Annotated in this window: 12 protein-coding genes; 8 read left to right on the top strand and 4 right to left on the bottom strand. The window is 46.0% G+C overall.

The features are described from left to right. Positions 1–71 precede the first annotated feature (71 nt). Positions 72–290, top strand: coding sequence for a 50S ribosomal protein L31 (gene rpmE / locus IHV80_RS15025; protein WP_192889524.1), 219 nt, complete (start codon positions 72–74; stop codon positions 288–290). A 333-nt stretch (positions 291–623) separates the two neighbouring features. Further along, positions 624–1,913: a malic enzyme-like NAD(P)-binding protein gene (locus tag IHV80_RS15020; RefSeq protein WP_102438466.1), complete on the top strand. Its 1,290-nt coding sequence runs from the start codon at positions 624–626 to the stop codon at positions 1,911–1,913. Between the two features lie 194 nt (positions 1,914–2,107). Here the strand turns inward: IHV80_RS15020 and metJ are convergent, their stop codons facing one another. Next, a complete protein-coding gene (metJ, locus tag IHV80_RS15015; protein ID WP_004729686.1) occupies positions 2,108–2,428 on the bottom strand; it encodes a met regulon transcriptional regulator MetJ in 321 nt (106 codons plus the stop codon). Between the two features lie 208 nt (positions 2,429–2,636). Here metJ and IHV80_RS15010 point away from each other — a divergent pair, with 208 nt between their 5' ends. The 3 genes from IHV80_RS15010 (at position 2,637) to metF (ending at position 7,390) form a co-directional block, all read left to right on the top strand. Continuing rightward, on the top strand, positions 2,637–3,818 hold the full coding sequence (locus tag IHV80_RS15010; RefSeq protein ID WP_192889523.1) for an O-succinylhomoserine (thiol)-lyase: 1,182 nt from the start codon (positions 2,637–2,639) through the stop codon (positions 3,816–3,818). A 2-nt stretch (positions 3,819–3,820) separates the two neighbouring features. Beyond that, on the top strand, positions 3,821–6,232 hold the full coding sequence (locus tag IHV80_RS15005; RefSeq protein ID WP_192889522.1) for a bifunctional aspartate kinase/homoserine dehydrogenase II: 2,412 nt from the start codon (positions 3,821–3,823) through the stop codon (positions 6,230–6,232). A 258-nt stretch (positions 6,233–6,490) separates the two neighbouring features. Beyond that, complete coding sequence (gene metF / locus IHV80_RS15000; RefSeq protein WP_029223209.1) at positions 6,491–7,390, top strand: methylenetetrahydrofolate reductase; 900 nt, start codon at positions 6,491–6,493, stop codon at positions 7,388–7,390. A 136-nt stretch (positions 7,391–7,526) separates the two neighbouring features. Here metF and IHV80_RS14995 read toward each other — a convergent pair whose 3' ends face one another. The 3 genes from IHV80_RS14995 to argE all read right to left on the bottom strand — a co-directional run bounded on the left by IHV80_RS14995 (position 7,527) and on the right by argE (position 12,440). Continuing rightward, positions 7,527–8,066 (bottom strand): PadR family transcriptional regulator, encoded by a 540-nt coding sequence (locus tag IHV80_RS14995; RefSeq protein WP_017104637.1) that lies wholly within the window; start codon positions 8,064–8,066, stop codon positions 7,527–7,529. A 349-nt stretch (positions 8,067–8,415) separates the two neighbouring features. Further along, positions 8,416–11,052 (bottom strand): phosphoenolpyruvate carboxylase, encoded by a 2,637-nt coding sequence (gene ppc / locus IHV80_RS14990; protein ID WP_017091990.1) that lies wholly within the window; start codon positions 11,050–11,052, stop codon positions 8,416–8,418. Between the two features lie 251 nt (positions 11,053–11,303). Beyond that, a complete protein-coding gene (gene argE / locus IHV80_RS14985) occupies positions 11,304–12,440 on the bottom strand; it encodes an acetylornithine deacetylase (protein ID WP_004729680.1) in 1,137 nt (378 codons plus the stop codon). Between the two features lie 153 nt (positions 12,441–12,593). On the opposite strand from argE, the gene argC reads away from it, so the two are divergent. The 3 genes from argC (at position 12,594) to IHV80_RS14970 (ending at position 15,724) form a co-directional block, all read left to right on the top strand. Continuing rightward, positions 12,594–13,598 carry an N-acetyl-gamma-glutamyl-phosphate reductase gene (argC, locus tag IHV80_RS14980; protein WP_192889521.1) on the top strand — a complete coding sequence of 335 codons (1,005 nt, stop codon included), beginning with the start codon at positions 12,594–12,596 and terminating at the stop codon, positions 13,596–13,598. A gap of 12 nt (positions 13,599–13,610) precedes the next feature. Next, entirely contained in the window at positions 13,611–14,399 is a 789-nt protein-coding gene (gene argB / locus IHV80_RS14975) for an acetylglutamate kinase (protein ID WP_192889520.1), read from the top strand. Between the two features lie 113 nt (positions 14,400–14,512). Next, positions 14,513–15,724 (top strand): argininosuccinate synthase, encoded by a 1,212-nt coding sequence (locus IHV80_RS14970; protein WP_192889519.1) that lies wholly within the window; start codon positions 14,513–14,515, stop codon positions 15,722–15,724. Positions 15,725–15,918 lie beyond the last annotated feature (194 nt).

Genomic DNA, 15,918 nt, shown 5'->3' with positions numbered 1-15,918 from the left:
TTTTATTTTTTAACTACGTGTGGTGTGCGGCATAGAATCGTATAGCGACACGGCCTAACTGAGGTTTTCCCATGAAAGTCGGTATCCACCCAGAATACAAAGCAGTAACAGCAACTTGTTCTTGCGGCAACACATTCGAATTCAACTCTACTCTAGGTAAAGATGGTATTCACCTAGACGTATGTGACAAATGTCACCCATTCTACACTGGTAAGCAACGTATCGTAGATACAGGCGGCCGTGTAGATCGCTTTAACAAGCGTTTCGGTGCTCTTTCTAGCAAGAAGTAATTCTCGCTATTTAGACATGAAAAAGGACACTTCGGTGTCCTTTTTTGTTGCCTGTAATTTGAGGAAACACTAATTTTTATAACGCTCTCCGTTTATCTCGACGATAGGCTGTCGACTTGAGTTTGGCTTCATTACTTTCCCCTTTATCACTCTTCCTAGAAATCCGCTTGAAAGTTCAACAAGCGATAGCAATTTCAACTGCTCACTGGTCTTATTAGTAGTGAAATCTCGTTTTTTAATGAGACAGAGGCTTTAACTACCTAGGAACTTTGAAGTACATCTATTAACATGAACAAGATCCCCCAAATAATAATATCCTAGGAACCTACACCTATGTCTGAAGACAGCCGCCAAGACCAATCCTCTCAAGAATTATCGCCTCAAGAACGATTCCGTCAGCAAGCTCTTGATTATCATGAGTTCCCAATTCCAGGCAAAATTGCCGTAGCACTGACGAAGCCTGCAAACTCTGCAGAAGATCTAGCACTTGCTTACAGCCCTGGCGTGGCTGAGCCTGTTCGCGAGATCGCACAGAACGTTGATAACGTCTATAAATACACAGGTAAGGGCAACATGGTTGCTGTTATCTCTAACGGTACTGCGATTCTTGGCCTAGGTAACCTTGGCCCTATTGCTTCTAAACCTGTAATGGAAGGTAAAGCGCTACTGTTTAAGCGTTTTGCTGGTTTAGATTCTATCGATATTGAAGTAAAACACCGCACAATCGATGAGTTCGTTGATACGGTTGCGAATATCGCAGATACATTCGGTGGTATTAACCTAGAAGACATCAAAGCACCAGATTGTTTTGAGATTGAACGTCGCCTGATTGAGCGTTGTGATGTACCTGTATTCCACGATGACCAACACGGTACTGCGATTGTAACGGCAGCGGGTATGCTGAATGCGATTGAGCTTCAAGGTAAAAAACTGGAAGAGTGTAAGATCGTTTGTTTAGGTGCTGGCGCAGCGGCTGTAGCATGTATGGAGCTACTGATTAAGTGTGGCGCTCAGCGTGAGAAAATCTACATGCTTGACCGTAAAGGTGTGATCCACACTCGTCGTGATGACCTAAACGAATACAAAGAGCTGTTCGCAAATAACACGGACAAGCGCACGCTTGAAGATGTTATCGAAGGCGCTGACCTGTTCTTGGGCGTATCGGGTCCTAACCTGTTACCAGCAGAAGCACTAACGCTGATGGCTGATAAGCCCGTTGTGTTTGCATGTTCAAACCCAGATCCAGAGATCAAGCCTGAGCTTGCTCATGAAGTTCGTTCTGACCTTATTATGGGTACTGGCCGTAGTGATTATCCTAACCAAGTAAACAACGTACTTTGTTTCCCATTCATTTTCCGTGGTGCGCTCGATGTGCGTGCGAGCGAAATCAATGACGAAATGAAATTGGCTGCTGTTAAAGCGATTCGTGAACTTGCGAAAGAAGAAGTTCCGGCTGAAGTACTGGCTGCTGCGGGTGAAACTGCACTGGAGTTTGGTAAAGGTTACATCATTCCTAAGCCAATGGATCCACGTCTACTTCCTCGCGTAGCAAAAGCAGTAGCGGAAGCGGCGGTTGAGTCTGGCGTTGCTCGTATTGAGATGCCTGCTAACTATATGGCATAGACACTGGATGGCGTAGCCGCTTGTGATTGCGGCTTCGCGATTGAGTGAAAAAGAATAATAAAAAACCGACCCATTAGGAGTCGGTTTTTTTATGTCTATCATTCACTGCGCAGTTATAGAGGACGTAGTGGTTGATGTTACAAATAGGGTTCAGTTATCGCGAATCAATATTGAAGGCAGTGACTGAGTTATTGTTATTCTTCGTCAAATGCTTCGAACTCGATACCCATCTCTGTCATCAGTTTTTTCACTTCAGTAGGAATATCGTCTGGACGGTCTTTACGAAGGTCTTCATCCGTTGGTAGTGGTTGGCCTGTGTACGCATGTAGAAAGGCTTCGCACAGTAGCTCACTGTTTGTTGCATGGCGTAGGTTATTAATCTGGCGGCGAGTGCGCTCGTCAGTAAGAACCTTTAACACTTTTAGAGGGATAGAAACTGTAATTTTCTTTACTTGTTCGCTTTTCTTTCCATGCTCAGCATATGGGCTTATGTATTCACCATTCCAGTCGGCCATTGCGTACCTTCATCACTTTAGTTGTTAGAATAAATTAATAGTGGTGATTTTAGCGGGATTTACTGCCATAAGCAAAGACATATGGACGTCTAGAAGTGTTGACGTCTCACGTTTATGAAAGTAAAGTGAATAACATATATCTAACACAGCCGCAAAATGCCGACAAGCAGCTGTGATTCTCAGACGCAAAACTTGTAAGGAAGCACCTATGAGCAGCCGGAAGCCAGCAACCATCGCAGTACGTACTGGTATCGAGTCAGACACGCAACACCATGCCGTTGTCCCACCAATTTATCTTTCGACTAACTATGGGTTTCCCGCTTTTGGTGAAGTGCCAAAGTATGACTATACCCGCTCTGGTAACCCAAACCGTGGTTTATTAGAAACGGCACTGTTTGAGCTTGAGTCTGGTAAAGGCGCGGTTGTTACTAACTGTGGTACTTCGGCGCTTAACTTATGGGTTTCTGCTTTCTTAGGTGGCGATGATCTTATTATCGCACCACACGATTGCTACGGCGGCACTTACCGTCTGTTTAACACACGCTCACTTAAAGGTGACTTCAAAGTTCTGTTTGTTGATCAATCGGATCAAGCCGCGCTGGATGCCGCGATCGCGCTTAAGCCAAAGTTGATCTTAATTGAAACGCCATCGAATCCATTAGTTCGTGTGGTTGATATTGCAGAAACTTGCCGCAAAGCGAAAGAAGTGGGTGCTCTGGTTGCTGTCGATAACACGTTTTTGACGCCTGTGTTCCAAAAGCCTTTAGAGCTGGGTGCTGATTTTGTTATTCATTCAACCACTAAATACATCAACGGACACTCGGATGTTATTGGTGGCGTTGTGGTGACGAAAACTGAAGAGCACGCTGAAGAACTAGCATGGTGGGGCAACTGTATTGGTGCAACCGGCACACCATTTGATAGCTACATGACGCTCCGCGGTATTCGTACGCTAGGTGCGCGTATGCGTGTTCACGAAGAAAGTTCACGTGAAATTCTGACGGCTCTGCAACAACAAGATCTGGTGGGTACGATTTACCACCCAAGCCTTCCTGAACATCCAGGTCACGAGATAGCCAAGAAACAGCAGTTGGGCTTTGGCTCCATGTTGAGCTTTGAGTTTGCGGGCTCTTTTGAAGCACTTAAATATTTTGTAGATAAGTTAGAGCTATTTTCTTTGGCTGAATCACTGGGTGGTGTTGAAAGCCTGATTTGTCACCCTGCGTCGATGACTCACCGTGCGATGGGCGAAGAAGCTCTAGCAGAAGCGGGTGTTTCTCAACAGCTACTACGCCTTTCTGTTGGCCTTGAAGATGCAGAAGACCTAATCGACGATCTCAAGCAAGCCTTCGAAAAAACACAAGGCTTTATCGCTGAAGGGGAGAGTTAATAATGGCAACCTTTCGCCAGCTACATAAATTTGGTGGTAGCAGTTTAGCGAACGCTGAATGTTACCAACGCGTGGTCAACATTCTTAGAGAATACTCATCAGCAACCGATCTAGTCGTTGTATCGGCGGCAGGTAAAACTACCAACCGTTTGATTGAGTTTGTTGAAGCGCTCGACAAAGATGGCCGCATTGCTCATGAATGCCTACAAACCCTTCGTCAGTTCCAGCTTGAACTGATTGAAGCATTGCTTGAAGGTGAAGTTGCTTCTCAACTAACGGCAACCATCCAACAAGAATTTACCGCTTTGGGTGAGCTCACAGCTCCCTTGAGCGAAGCACAGAAAGCGCAAGTGCTTGGTCATGGTGAGGTTTGGTCTTCACGTTTGTTGGCGACTTTGTTGTGCCAGCATGACTTACAAGCGGTTGCTCAAGATGCACGTGCCTTTTTACGTGCAGAAGCGGGTGCTCAACCTGAAGTTGACCGCGCACGCTCTTATCCTCTGATTAAAGAAGCCCTAGCGCAGCATGCCCATTGTCGCGTGGTGATTACGGGCTTTATGGCTCAGAACTGCGAAGGTGAAACGGTACTGCTCGGCCGTAACGGTTCGGATTACTCAGCAACTGTGATTGGTGCTTTGGCTGAAGTTGAACGTGTGACGATTTGGAGTGACGTGGCTGGCGTATACAGTGCCGACCCACGTTTGGTTTCAGATGCGTGTTTATTGCCACTGCTTCGTCTTGATGAAGCCAGCGAACTAGCTCGCCTAGCCGCTCCCGTGCTGCATAGCCGAACGCTGCAGCCTGTGGCACAAAGTGCTATGGATCTCAGCTTACGTTGCAGCTATCAGCCTGAAGCGGGCTCTACACAGATAGAGCGAGTTCTGGCATCAGGTCGTGGTGCAAAAATCATTACCTCTTTGGATGAAGTTCTTATCGTGCAACTGACCTTTGGTCACGGCCATGATTTTGACCGTCTAGAAAGTGAAGTGCTGGAAGGGCTTAAGCGCGCTCAATTAGAGCCGCTTGCTTATGAGCTTGAACCGGATCAGCACTGCTTGCGTCTTGCTTACACAGAAGAGATTGCTGGTGGCGCTCTGGAATATCTACAAGACCACGCGATTGAAGCTGAGATTAAGCTCAAAGAAGGTTTCTCTCTGATTGCGGCGGTGGGTGCGGGGGTGACTAAAAACCCGAATCATTGCTACGGTTTCTACCAACAACTTAAGAGCTCGCCGGTTGAATTCATTTCAGAAGCGAACTCAGGCTTGAGTTTGGTGGCTGTGATTCGTAAGAGTGAGACATCAAGCCTAGTGAAAGGCATTCACTCTCAATTGTTCCAAGCGCAGAAGCGTGTTGCGATTGCTTTATGTGGCAAGGGCAACATTGGTTCAAGTTGGTTAAGTCTGTTTGCTGAGCAAAAAGCGGAACTTGAAAAGCGCCGTGGAATGAACTTTGAGTTGGTTGCGGTGGTTGATAGCCAAACCTATTGGTTCGACGAACAAGGCATTGATGCGACTTCAGTTGGTAAACGCTTTGATGACGAAGCGATTGCTAACAATGGTAACGACTGGTTAGAGCGTTTGGGCTCTATTCAGGGCTACGATGAAGCAGTGGTACTTGATGTCACCGCAAGCCCTGTACTTGCAGCAAAATATCTGCAAATCGCACAGCAAGGTATTCACCTGATCTCGGCTAACAAGGTGGCCGGTTCTGCATCAAGCGAGTATTACCACCAAGTTCAAGATGCTTTCGCTAAGATCAGCCGTCATTGGTTGTACAACGCGACAGTAGGTGCTGGCTTACCGATTAACCACACGGTACGTGACCTGCGTGAAAGCGGCGATGACATCATCGCACTATCGGGTATCTTCTCGGGCACTTTGTCTTGGTTATTCCAACAGTTCGATGGCACAGTGCCATTCAGTGAGTTGGTTGACTTAGCGTGGCAACAAGGCCTGACGGAACCGGATCCTCGTGCTGACCTCGACGGCTCAGACGTGATGCGTAAGCTGGTGATTCTGGCGCGTGAATCGGGTTTAGATATTGAACCTGAAAACGTAAAAGTGGAATCACTGGTACCAGCAGAGCTGCAAGACCTATCAGTTGATGATTTCTTTGATAAGGCTTCTGTGCTGAGCGAAGAGTTGGCTGAACGTTTAGAAAAAGCACATTCTCAGCAGAAAGTTCTACGTTACGTAGCGCGTTTAGAGAAGAATGGTAAGGCAACGGTAGGTGTTGAGGCATTATCGAAAGAGCACGCACTGGCGAACTTACTGCCTTGCGACAACATCTTTGCGATTGAGAGTAAATGGTATAAAGATAATCCATTGGTTATTCGTGGCCCAGGTGCCGGTCGTGAAGTGACAGCGGGGGCGATTCAGTCGGACCTAAACAGAATGTCTAGTCTGTTTTAAACGCTAAATAGCATACTATCCACTAAGATAAATAAGGCTGAAAGCACGATGTGTTTTTCAGCCTTTTTTCTACATTATTTCTGCTTTGCGACCCATCAATCGACTTGAGTTTTACTCACGATCTACTTGAGAAAAATTCATAATCGATCTGTTGACATTAAATCGTATTCAATACATTCTATGGACATATAGACGTCTAAACGTCGTTTGAAGGATTTAAGATTTTTTAGTGGTTGCTTTTGCCACAGGGAGAGTAAGATGGGATACACACACGCAGGCCATATCGACGCTTTGAATCAGAATATCGCTGAGCTTTCTGACAACATCAATGTGTCATTTGAATTCTTTCCACCAAGCAGTGAGAAGATGGAAGAAACACTGTGGAACTCTGTTCACCGTCTTAAAACACTTCAACCTAAATTTGTATCGGTAACCTATGGTGCAAACTCGGGCGAACGTGATCGTACCCACTCAATCATTAAAGAAATCAAAAACCAAACTGGCCTAGTGGCAGCACCACACTTAACGTGTATCGATGCTAGTCGTGAAGAGCTGATTCAAATAGCCGACGATTACTGGGCAAATGGGATTGAAAGTATTGTTGCTCTGCGTGGTGATATTCCCGCTGGCGGCGGTGCTCCAGAGATGTATGCCTCTGACCTAGTTGAACTGCTTAAGTCGCGCCATGATTTTGATATCTCGGTAGCGGCATTCCCTGAGGTTCACCCTGAAGCGAAGAGCGCTCAATCTGATCTTATTAACCTAAAACGTAAAGTGGATGCGGGCGCAAACCGTGCTATTACGCAATTCTTCTTCGATGTAGAAAGCTACCTACGTTTCCGTGACCGTTGCGTGGCGGCTGGCGTTGATGTTGAGATTGTACCGGGCATCTTACCGGTGTCTAACTTCAAACAAGCTTCTCGCTTTGCTGCAATGAACAACGTAAAAGTACCGGGCTGGATGGCGAAGCAATTCGAAGGCTTGGATGATGATCCAACGACTCGTCAGTTAGTAGGCGCGAGCCAAGCGATTGATATGGTTCGCACGTTGAGCCGTGAAGGTGTGAAGGACTTCCACTTCTACACGCTAAACCGTGCAGAGATGACTTACGCACTTTGCCATACGCTAGGCGTTCGTCCACAAATTGCTGCGCTGTAGTTCAAAAGCTCTGATAAAACGCCATCGGCGATAAAATCTCAAATCCTACAGATACAAAAAAGGCTTGGACTCTAAGAGTGCAAGCCTTTTACTTTTCTAGCTTCTAGCTTCTAGCTTCTAGCTTCTAGCTTCTAGTTTATGCGATAGCACCAAGTTCAAGCAGTACTTCTTCAGCCCATACAATCCATGCTTCACGGATGAGTAGGTTGCGACGAAGTGTTAGACGCTCAAGGCGCGCTTGCTTGTCTAGCGTTGATGGTGTTGCGTAGTAGGCTGCTTCAATCTCTTTGTAGTGAGAAACCAGCTTGCGAGACTCTTCTACTAGCTCAGCAAGTTGTACACGGTACGGGTCAGATGCTTGAACAGCACAAGCCATTAGCTTAGCTGAGAATTCATCACGAACCGTTGGGTGTGCAGTCGGTTGTTCAAACCATTCACCTAGAGCGCCACGACCAGCGTCAGTGATAGAGTAAACTTTACGATCAGGTTTGCCTTCTTGAGGTTCAAGCACGCAAGTTACTTGGTCGTTCTGAGCCATTTTATTTAGCTCGCGGTAAACTTGTTGGTGGCTAGCTTTCCAGAAGTAACCAATGCTTGCGGAGAATTCTTTTGTGATATCGTAACCAGTAGCATCGCGTGTACTTAAAACGGTTAGAATTACGTGTGGTAATGACATGTCTGAAATCCAAATGGTAAACAGTAAACAAATACTTAGACAACAAGTGTGCTTCTAATGGCACGTTATATTGGTTATGTCTAAGTAGCACCAACTCGGCGGTTGGTTATGTCACCTTACAAAGCCGTTTATCACCTAGGTTGACCAGTTTATTGGTCAAGTTGCTGCAGATTATTTTTTTGGAGTGTTTCTGCAGCGGAGCAGTAGTATATCTAAATAATAAGCATAAAGTAGAATACATGGACAAAATAACCCAAAAAACTGACAAAATACTTATTAGTGGTTATATGGCGAAATAAAAAGGCCGCACATGGCGACCTTTTGTTCTTTTTATGGTGGGAATCACTGATTAACCAGTGTTTCGCATACCTGCCGCAATACCTGCAATTGTCACCATTAGTGCTTCTTCTAGCTCTGCAGGTGGTGTTTCACACTTACGAGTACGGTAAAGCAGTTCCGCTTGAAGCATGTTTAGTGGCTCAACGTAGATGTTGCGAAGGCGAATTGATTCAAGTCCCCAAGGGTCACTTTGCATCAGGTTCTCGTTGTTCTCTACATTTAGTACGGCTTTGATGTCTTTTTGCAGCTGTTCACGCAGTAACTCACCTAACGGCAGTAGTTCTTTATCAACAAGACGTTGGTCGTAGTACTTCGCAATTTCCATGTTGCACTTCGAGTACACCATTTCCAGCATGCCCAGACGAGTTGAGAAGAACGGCCATTCGCGACACATCTCTTCAAGTAGCGCTTGATGCCCTTGATCGACAGAATATTGAATTGCTTCACCTGCACCTAACCAAGCTGGAAGTACCAAGCGATTTTGGCTCCAAGAGAAGATCCATGGAATCGCTCGCAGGCTTTCTACGCCACCGTTCGGGTTACGTTTTGCAGGTCGAGAACCGAGTGGCAGTTTGCCTAGCTCTAGCTCAGGTGTTGCTTGACGGAAGTAAGGTACAAATTTCTCTTCGCCACGAACTACGTTGCGGTAAGCCTCACAAGAAACTTGAGAAAGCACTTCCATTAGGTCGCGCCACTCTTGCTTTGGCTCAGGTGGCGGCAGAAGGTTCGCTTCTAGAATCGCACTTGCGTATAGGTTGAAACTGTTTACGGCAACATCTGGTAAGCCAAGCTTAAAGCGGATCATTTCGCCTTGCTCTGTTACACGTAACCCGCCTTTCAAGCTCTTAGGTGGCTGAGAAAGAAGTGCAGCATGTGCCGGAGCACCACCACGACCAACCGTACCGCCACGACCGTGGAATAGAGTCAGTTCAATGCCTTCTTCGTCACAAACCTTAACCAACTTGTCCATTGCGTCGTATTGCGCCCAACCTGCAGACATTACGCCAGCATCTTTTGCTGAGTCAGAATATCCGATCATCACCATTTGGTGGTTCTGGATAAAGCCACGGTACAAATCGATGCTCATTAGCTGTTTCATTACTGCTTCTGAGTTGTTCAAGTCGTCCAGCGTTTCGAACAATGGACATACGTCCATGCGGTACGGGCAACCACATTCTTGCAAAAGCAAGTGAACAGCCAGCACATCCGATGCTGTACGAGCCATAGAAATTACGTAAGCACCAAAGGCTTCGCGAGGTTGAGCAGCAACCACCTTACAGGTGTCTAAAACCTCTTTGACTTGTTCAGATGGCTCCCAGTCGCGCGGTAGCAGTGGACGTTTTGAGCTTAATTCATTGGTTAAGAAAGCAATCTTGTCTTGCTCGCTCCACTGGTCGTAATCGCCAATGCCTAGGTAGCGAGTCAGTTCAGATAGGACGTCTGAGTGACGTGTGCTTTCTTGACGAACATCGAGACGAACTAAATGTACACCGAATGCTTTTAGGCGACGTAGGGTATCAAGCAGAGAACCATCTGCGATTACGCCCATGCCACATTCGTGCAGCGATTGGTAACACGCGTAAAGTGGTGTCCAAAGTTGGTCGATGTTCTGTAGTGTTTCTTTCTTCGGTACTTCAGCGTCGTGCAGTTTTGCGTCAAGCACTTCTAATGTGTTGTTCAGCAGAGTACGTAGGCTCTTTAGGATTGCACGGTAAGCTTCATGCTCATCACCTGCTAGCTCACGAACGGCATCATTACACTTAGTCATCGACAGTTCGGTAATCAGCTCGTTCACGTCACCTAGGTACAGATCAGCGGCTTTCCAGCGAGATAGGCGCAGTACTTCTTTGGTGATGGTGTGCGTTACGAATGGGTTACCATCGCGGTCACCACCCATCCAAGATGAGAAGTGAACTGGACGTGCATCGATTGGTAAGCCTTCACCAAGGTAGCCTTTTAGTCGGCCATCCATATCACGTAGGAAATCAGGTACGGCTTCCCATAGAGAGTTTTCTACAACCGCAAAGCCCCACTTAGCTTCATCAAGTGGTGTCGGGCGTTGCTGACGGATCACATCAGAGTGCCAACCTTGCGCGATAAGCTGCTCTAGGCGACGCTCTGTTTTCACACGTTCTTTGTGTGATAGGTCGCTTAGTTCTAATTTAGACAGACACTCGTTGATCTTAACCAGCTTGTTGATCATGGTTCGACGAGTGATTTCTGTTGGGTGAGCAGTCAAAACGAGTTCAATGTTCAGGTCGCGAACGGCTTGAGCCGCGTCTAGCTTGCTGATGTCATTTTGATTGAGTTTAGAAAATAGAGATTGCAGCACGTCTGGTTCGCAAACATGCTCCTCACAGTGGCGAGAGATGGTGTGGTATTGCTCTGCCATGTTGGTGAGGTTGAGAAATTGGTTAAATGCACGAGCAACAGGAGTGAGTTGTTCGTTCGGCAGGTTTTTGATTTCTTCAACTAGGCTGTCACGGTCAGCTTTGTTGCCTGCGCGGGCGGATTTGGAAAGTTTACGGATAGTCTCCACTTTCTCTAAGATAACGTCACCATGTGCATCTTGGATTGTGTTACCTAGCAAGCGTCCCAGCATGCTTACGTTACTCTTGAGAGCGGCGTATTTCTCGTTCATTGTCATCCTGCCTCGTAAAAAAATTACATCCATTGTTCCTTGTTAAGTACACAATCTAGCGAAAAGTGCTGTATCTAGTCAAATAAAGCATTCTAAGTTTGCAATTATTAGGTTTAAAAATGCGGGAGAAGTAAATTTTTCAAAACTTAGAGAAAAAGTGAAATTTAATTACAAGATGAGGCTGTGTCAGGGATAACAGAATAAAAGCCACCTTTTTGGGTGGCTTTTATACGAAAATATTGGAAGGGAAGTAATAACTAGAAACAATATTTACGGATAGATTTACTCAGAACATCAATTGTTGGGTCAATAAAATCGAAGCTTAAGAACTCATCCGGTTGGTGAGCTTGGTCAATTGAGCCTGGACCTAACACTAAGGTTGGACATAACTCTTGAAGAAAAGGTGCTTCAGTACAGTAGTTCACGGTTTGCGATTCAATTTCACAAACTGATTCCATTCCACCAATAAATGGATGGTCGTGCTGACACTCATAGCCTGGGATTGGCTCATGCAGGGGAGTAATCTCAATTCTGCCCGGCCATTTTGCTTCTACTTCTTTGAGCGCACTGCGCAGCATGTTATCTAAACCGTCTAAGCTGATGCCCGGTAAAGGACGAACATCGTAGTGTAGTTCACAACAGCCACAGATACGGTTAGCGCTGTCCCCACCGTGAATATGACCAAGGTTTAGAGTAGGGCTTGGAATGGCGAAACCTGGGTGGTGGTACTCCTTGACTAACTTGTCACGCAGCTGCATTAAAGCAAACAGCACTTCATGCATAATCTCGATGGCGTTGACGCCTAACGCCGGATCAGAAGAGTGACCTGACTTACCCGTTACTCGCACAGCATTAGCAACATGGCCTTTATGACCACGAATCGGCACTAGGCTAGTTGGCTCACCAATGATGCAGTAGTCCGGTTTGAATGGCGCATTCTCAGTGAAGTGACGCGCACCTAGCATGGTGGTTTCTTCATCGCAGGTTGCTAATACATATAGCGGCTTAGTCTGTTTGCTCCAATCCATCTTCTTCGCGGCTTCATAAACGAAAGCGAAAAAGCCTTTCATATCGGCCGTGCCTAATCCGTAGAAGCGATTGTTGTGTTCTGTTAGTGCGTGAGGATCGAAGTTCCAACGTCCTTCATCGAATGGCACGGTGTCGCTGTGTCCTGCAAGCAGTAAGCCCCCTTCGCCAGAACCCATCTTTGCGACCATATTATGCTTGCCGGGTTCGACCTCTACCACCTCAACACTAAAGCCTACGTCTTTAAACCATTGAGCCATTTTTTCGATCACTTTCTCGTTGCCATGATCCCAGCTTGGATCGGTCGAGCTAATGGAGTCGGTGGAAATCAGGCCTTTATAGACCTCAAGAAAACTCGGTAATTGCATAATAACTTCACTTCTACTATTGACAGGAAAACCATAAGTCGGTAAAACACATATTAAATCATATTTAATGCATAAGAAATCAAATAAAGCTAAAAATTAAGTATGAATAGTCAAATTTGAAATGTAACTTACCTCAAGAATGGATGTGTTGAGATGTTGAAAACCACGATCATTGGCGCAAGCGGCTACACAGGAGCAGAACTGGCTCTAATGATAAACAGACACCCTGAGCTCACGCTATCAGGTTTATATGTCTCAGCCAATAGTGTAGACGCAGGTAAACCTATTGCGGCACTGCACGGTAAGTTAGCTGGCTTGATTGATATGCCAGTACAGCCATTAACGAATCCAGAAGAGGTGGCAAAGCAGTCGGATGTGATTTTCTTAGCCACTGCACACGAGGTAAGTCACGACCTAGCGCCAATCTTCCTTGAGAACGATTGCCAAGTGTTCGACCTATCGGGGGCATTCAGAGTTAAAGGCGAAAACTTCTATCAAGAGTTTTACGGTTTTGAGCATCAACACGAACAATGGCTAGATAAAGCGGCTTACGGTTTAGCTGAATGGAACGAACAAGAAATTAAAGAAGCTCAGCTTGTTGCAGTCGCGGGTTGTTACCCAACAGCATCACAACTGGCGATTAAGCCTTTGGTTGAAGCAAAGTTACTGGATGAGAAGCAATGGCCAGTGATTAACGCAACCAGTGGTGTCACCGGAGCCGGTCGTAAGGCGAGCATGGTCAACAGCTTCTGTGAGGTGAGTTTACAAGCTTACGGTGTATTTAATCACCGTCATCAACCAGAAATGGCTGCACACCTAGGATGTGATGTAATTTTCACCCCGCACCTTGGAAACTTTAAGCGTGGCATTTTAGCGACCATCACCATGAAATTGGCTGACGGTGTGACAGAACAACAGATACAAGATGCCTTCGAGCAAGCTTATCAAGGTAAGCCAGCCGTGAGATTACTCGAAGAGACATTGCCAAGAATTCAAGATGTAGAACAGACACCTTTCTGCGACCTAGGTTGGAAAGTTCAAGGTCAACACATCATCGTTGTTTCAGCGATTGATAACTTATTAAAGGGTGCATCTAGCCAAGCGATGCAGTGTTTGAATTTACGTTATGGTTTTGCGCCATTAACTGCGTTAGTGTAAGGGAATCTAGATATGAGCCTTAATAATCAACCATTAATCATAAAGTTAGGTGGCGCTGCGCTATCTTGTGGTGAAACACTTAGCAAGTTATTTGGTGCTATCTCTGCTTACCAACAACAGGCAAAACGACCAATCGTGATCGTTCACGGTGGTGGTTATCTTGTTGATGATTTGATGAGTAAGCTAAATCTCGAAACAGTTAAGAAAGAAGGGTTACGTGTTACCCCTTATGATCAAATCCCTCTGATCGCAGGTGCGCTAGCGGGCACAGCCAACAAATTACTTCAAGGTCAGGCGATTAAAGACGGTATCAATGCCGTTGGTTTGAGCCTAGCAGACGGTGGCTTATGTAAAGTCAGCGAGCTGAACCCTGAATTGGGTGCGGTAGGTAAGGCTGAGCCGGGCGACTCAACCGTTCTGCAAGCCATCCTTAATGCTGGTGCATTGCCAATCATTAGTTCTATTGGTCTGACTGAGCAAGGCCAACTGATGAACGTTAATGCCGATCAAGCCGCGGTTGCCGTTGCAGGCGCACTTGATGCTGAACTGGTACTGCTTTCTGATGTGAGTGGTGTGTTGGATGGTAAAGGTCACCTGATTCCAAGCCTTAATCAACAACAAGCTGATGACCTCATCGCAGGTAAAGTAATTACTGACGGCATGATCGTTAAGGTTAAAGCTGCACTAGAAGCGGCTAACGACCTCGGACGACCAATCGAAGTCGCCACTTGGCGATACCCAGACAAACTGACACAACTTTTTTCAGGTAAGAGCATAGGAACACAGTTTTTACCTCAGTAGGTCTCACAGCGAGTCACTACTTAAAGAATTTAGACAAACTAAATAAACATATAATTATGAAGTCATTTCCAACGCTGACCGCCATGTGCAGTATGGAAACTAGGAGAAAGAAAATGAGCAAAGTTAACGTAAAGAAAGTTGTAGTAGCCTACTCTGGCGGTCTAGACACATCAGTAATCATTCCATGGTTGAAAGAGAACTATGACTGTGAAGTTATCGCATTTGTTGCTGATGTTGGCCAAGGTGATGAAGAGCTGATTGGCATTGAAGAGAAAGCAAAAGCTTCTGGTGCTTCTGAGTGTTACATCGCTGACCTGAAAGAAGAGATGGTGGCAGATTACATCTACCCAACGCTAAAGACAGGCGCTTACTACGAAGGTAAATACCTACTAGGTACTTCGATGGCTCGTCCAATCATTGCGAAAGCTCAGGTTGAAGTTGCACGTAAAGTCGGTGCAGACGCACTATGTCACGGCTGTACAGGTAAGGGTAATGACCAAGTTCGTTTTGAAGGCGCATTTGCTGCACTAGCACCGGATCTACACGTAATTGCACCATGGCGTGAGTGGGATCTAGTGAGCCGTGAAGAGTGTCTAGACTACCTAGCAGAGCGCAACATTCCTTGTACCGCTTCTCTTACCAAGATTTACTCGCGTGATGCAAACGCATGGCACATCTCAACAGAAGGTGGCGTTCTAGAAAATACATGGAACGCACCTGATGAAGATTGCTGGGCTTGGACTGTAGACCCAGAGCAAGCGCCAAACGAATCTGAAACAGTGACGCTTAAAGTTGAAAAAGGCGAAGTGGTAGCGGTTGATGGCGAAACAATGACGCCATACAACGCACTGGTTTACTTAAATGAGAAGGGTGCGAAGCACGGTGTTGGTCGTATCGATATCGTAGAAAACCGTCTTGTTGGCATGAAGTCTCGTGGTTGTTATGAAACCCCAGGTGGCACCATCATGATGGAAGCACTGCGTGCAGTAGAGCAACTGGTTCTTGATAAAGCGGCATTCGAATTCCGTGAAGAGCTAGGTGTTAAGGCTTCTCATCTTGTATACGATGGCCGTTGGTTCACTCCGTTATGTAAGTCAATCCTTGCAGCGACAGAAGAGCTAGCACAAGACGTGAATGGCGAAGTGGTTATCAAACTTTACAAAGGCCACGCAACGGTGACTCAGAAGCGTTCTGATAACAGCCTGTACTCAGAAGAGTTTGCAACCTTCGGTGAAGATGAAGTTTACGACCAAAGCCACGCTGAAGGCTTCATCCGTCTTTACTCGCTATCAAGCCGTATCCGTGCTTTGAATAGCCAAAAGTAATCCTAACAATGAGTTAGCGATCTAGCCTTTAGCGAAAGATTAAAGGCCAGTAAACCGACATTATTATGCAAAGCCCATTTACTACTAAACAGTGAATGGGCTTTTTGTTTTCTATTCGCTTAATAAATCAGCTTCAGCTTTTACCATTGAATGGCATATAATTCGCGCTCTACGCTGAAAATAATCAATGGAAT

The sequence above is a fragment of the Vibrio bathopelagicus genome (assembly GCF_014879975.1).
GTDB classification, from domain to species: domain Bacteria; phylum Pseudomonadota; class Gammaproteobacteria; order Enterobacterales; family Vibrionaceae; genus Vibrio; species Vibrio bathopelagicus.
The sequence above is the reverse complement of the archived record's forward strand: the minus strand, read 5'-3'. Positions and strand labels throughout refer to the sequence as shown.

Excerpts from the sequence above, each read along its gene's own strand:
- IHV80_RS14995 (WP_017104637.1), bottom strand. The coding sequence starts at position 8,066 with ATGTCATTACCACACGTAATTCTAACCGTTTTAAGTACACGCGATGCT.
- IHV80_RS14970 (WP_192889519.1), top strand. The coding sequence starts at position 14,513 with ATGAGCAAAGTTAACGTAAAGAAAGTTGTAGTAGCCTACTCTGGCGGT.
- IHV80_RS15020 (WP_102438466.1), top strand. The coding sequence starts at position 624 with ATGTCTGAAGACAGCCGCCAAGACCAATCCTCTCAAGAATTATCGCCT.
- IHV80_RS15005 (WP_192889522.1), top strand. The coding sequence starts at position 3,821 with ATGGCAACCTTTCGCCAGCTACATAAATTTGGTGGTAGCAGTTTAGCG.
- IHV80_RS15010 (WP_192889523.1), top strand. The coding sequence starts at position 2,637 with ATGAGCAGCCGGAAGCCAGCAACCATCGCAGTACGTACTGGTATCGAG.
- argE (WP_004729680.1), bottom strand. The coding sequence starts at position 12,440 with ATGCAATTACCGAGTTTTCTTGAGGTCTATAAAGGCCTGATTTCCACC.
- argC (WP_192889521.1), top strand. The coding sequence starts at position 12,594 with ATGTTGAAAACCACGATCATTGGCGCAAGCGGCTACACAGGAGCAGAA.
- argB (WP_192889520.1), top strand. The coding sequence starts at position 13,611 with ATGAGCCTTAATAATCAACCATTAATCATAAAGTTAGGTGGCGCTGCG.
- rpmE (WP_192889524.1), top strand. The coding sequence starts at position 72 with ATGAAAGTCGGTATCCACCCAGAATACAAAGCAGTAACAGCAACTTGT.
- metF (WP_029223209.1), top strand. The coding sequence starts at position 6,491 with ATGGGATACACACACGCAGGCCATATCGACGCTTTGAATCAGAATATC.
- ppc (WP_017091990.1), bottom strand. The coding sequence starts at position 11,052 with ATGACAATGAACGAGAAATACGCCGCTCTCAAGAGTAACGTAAGCATG.
- metJ (WP_004729686.1), bottom strand. The coding sequence starts at position 2,428 with ATGGCCGACTGGAATGGTGAATACATAAGCCCATATGCTGAGCATGGA.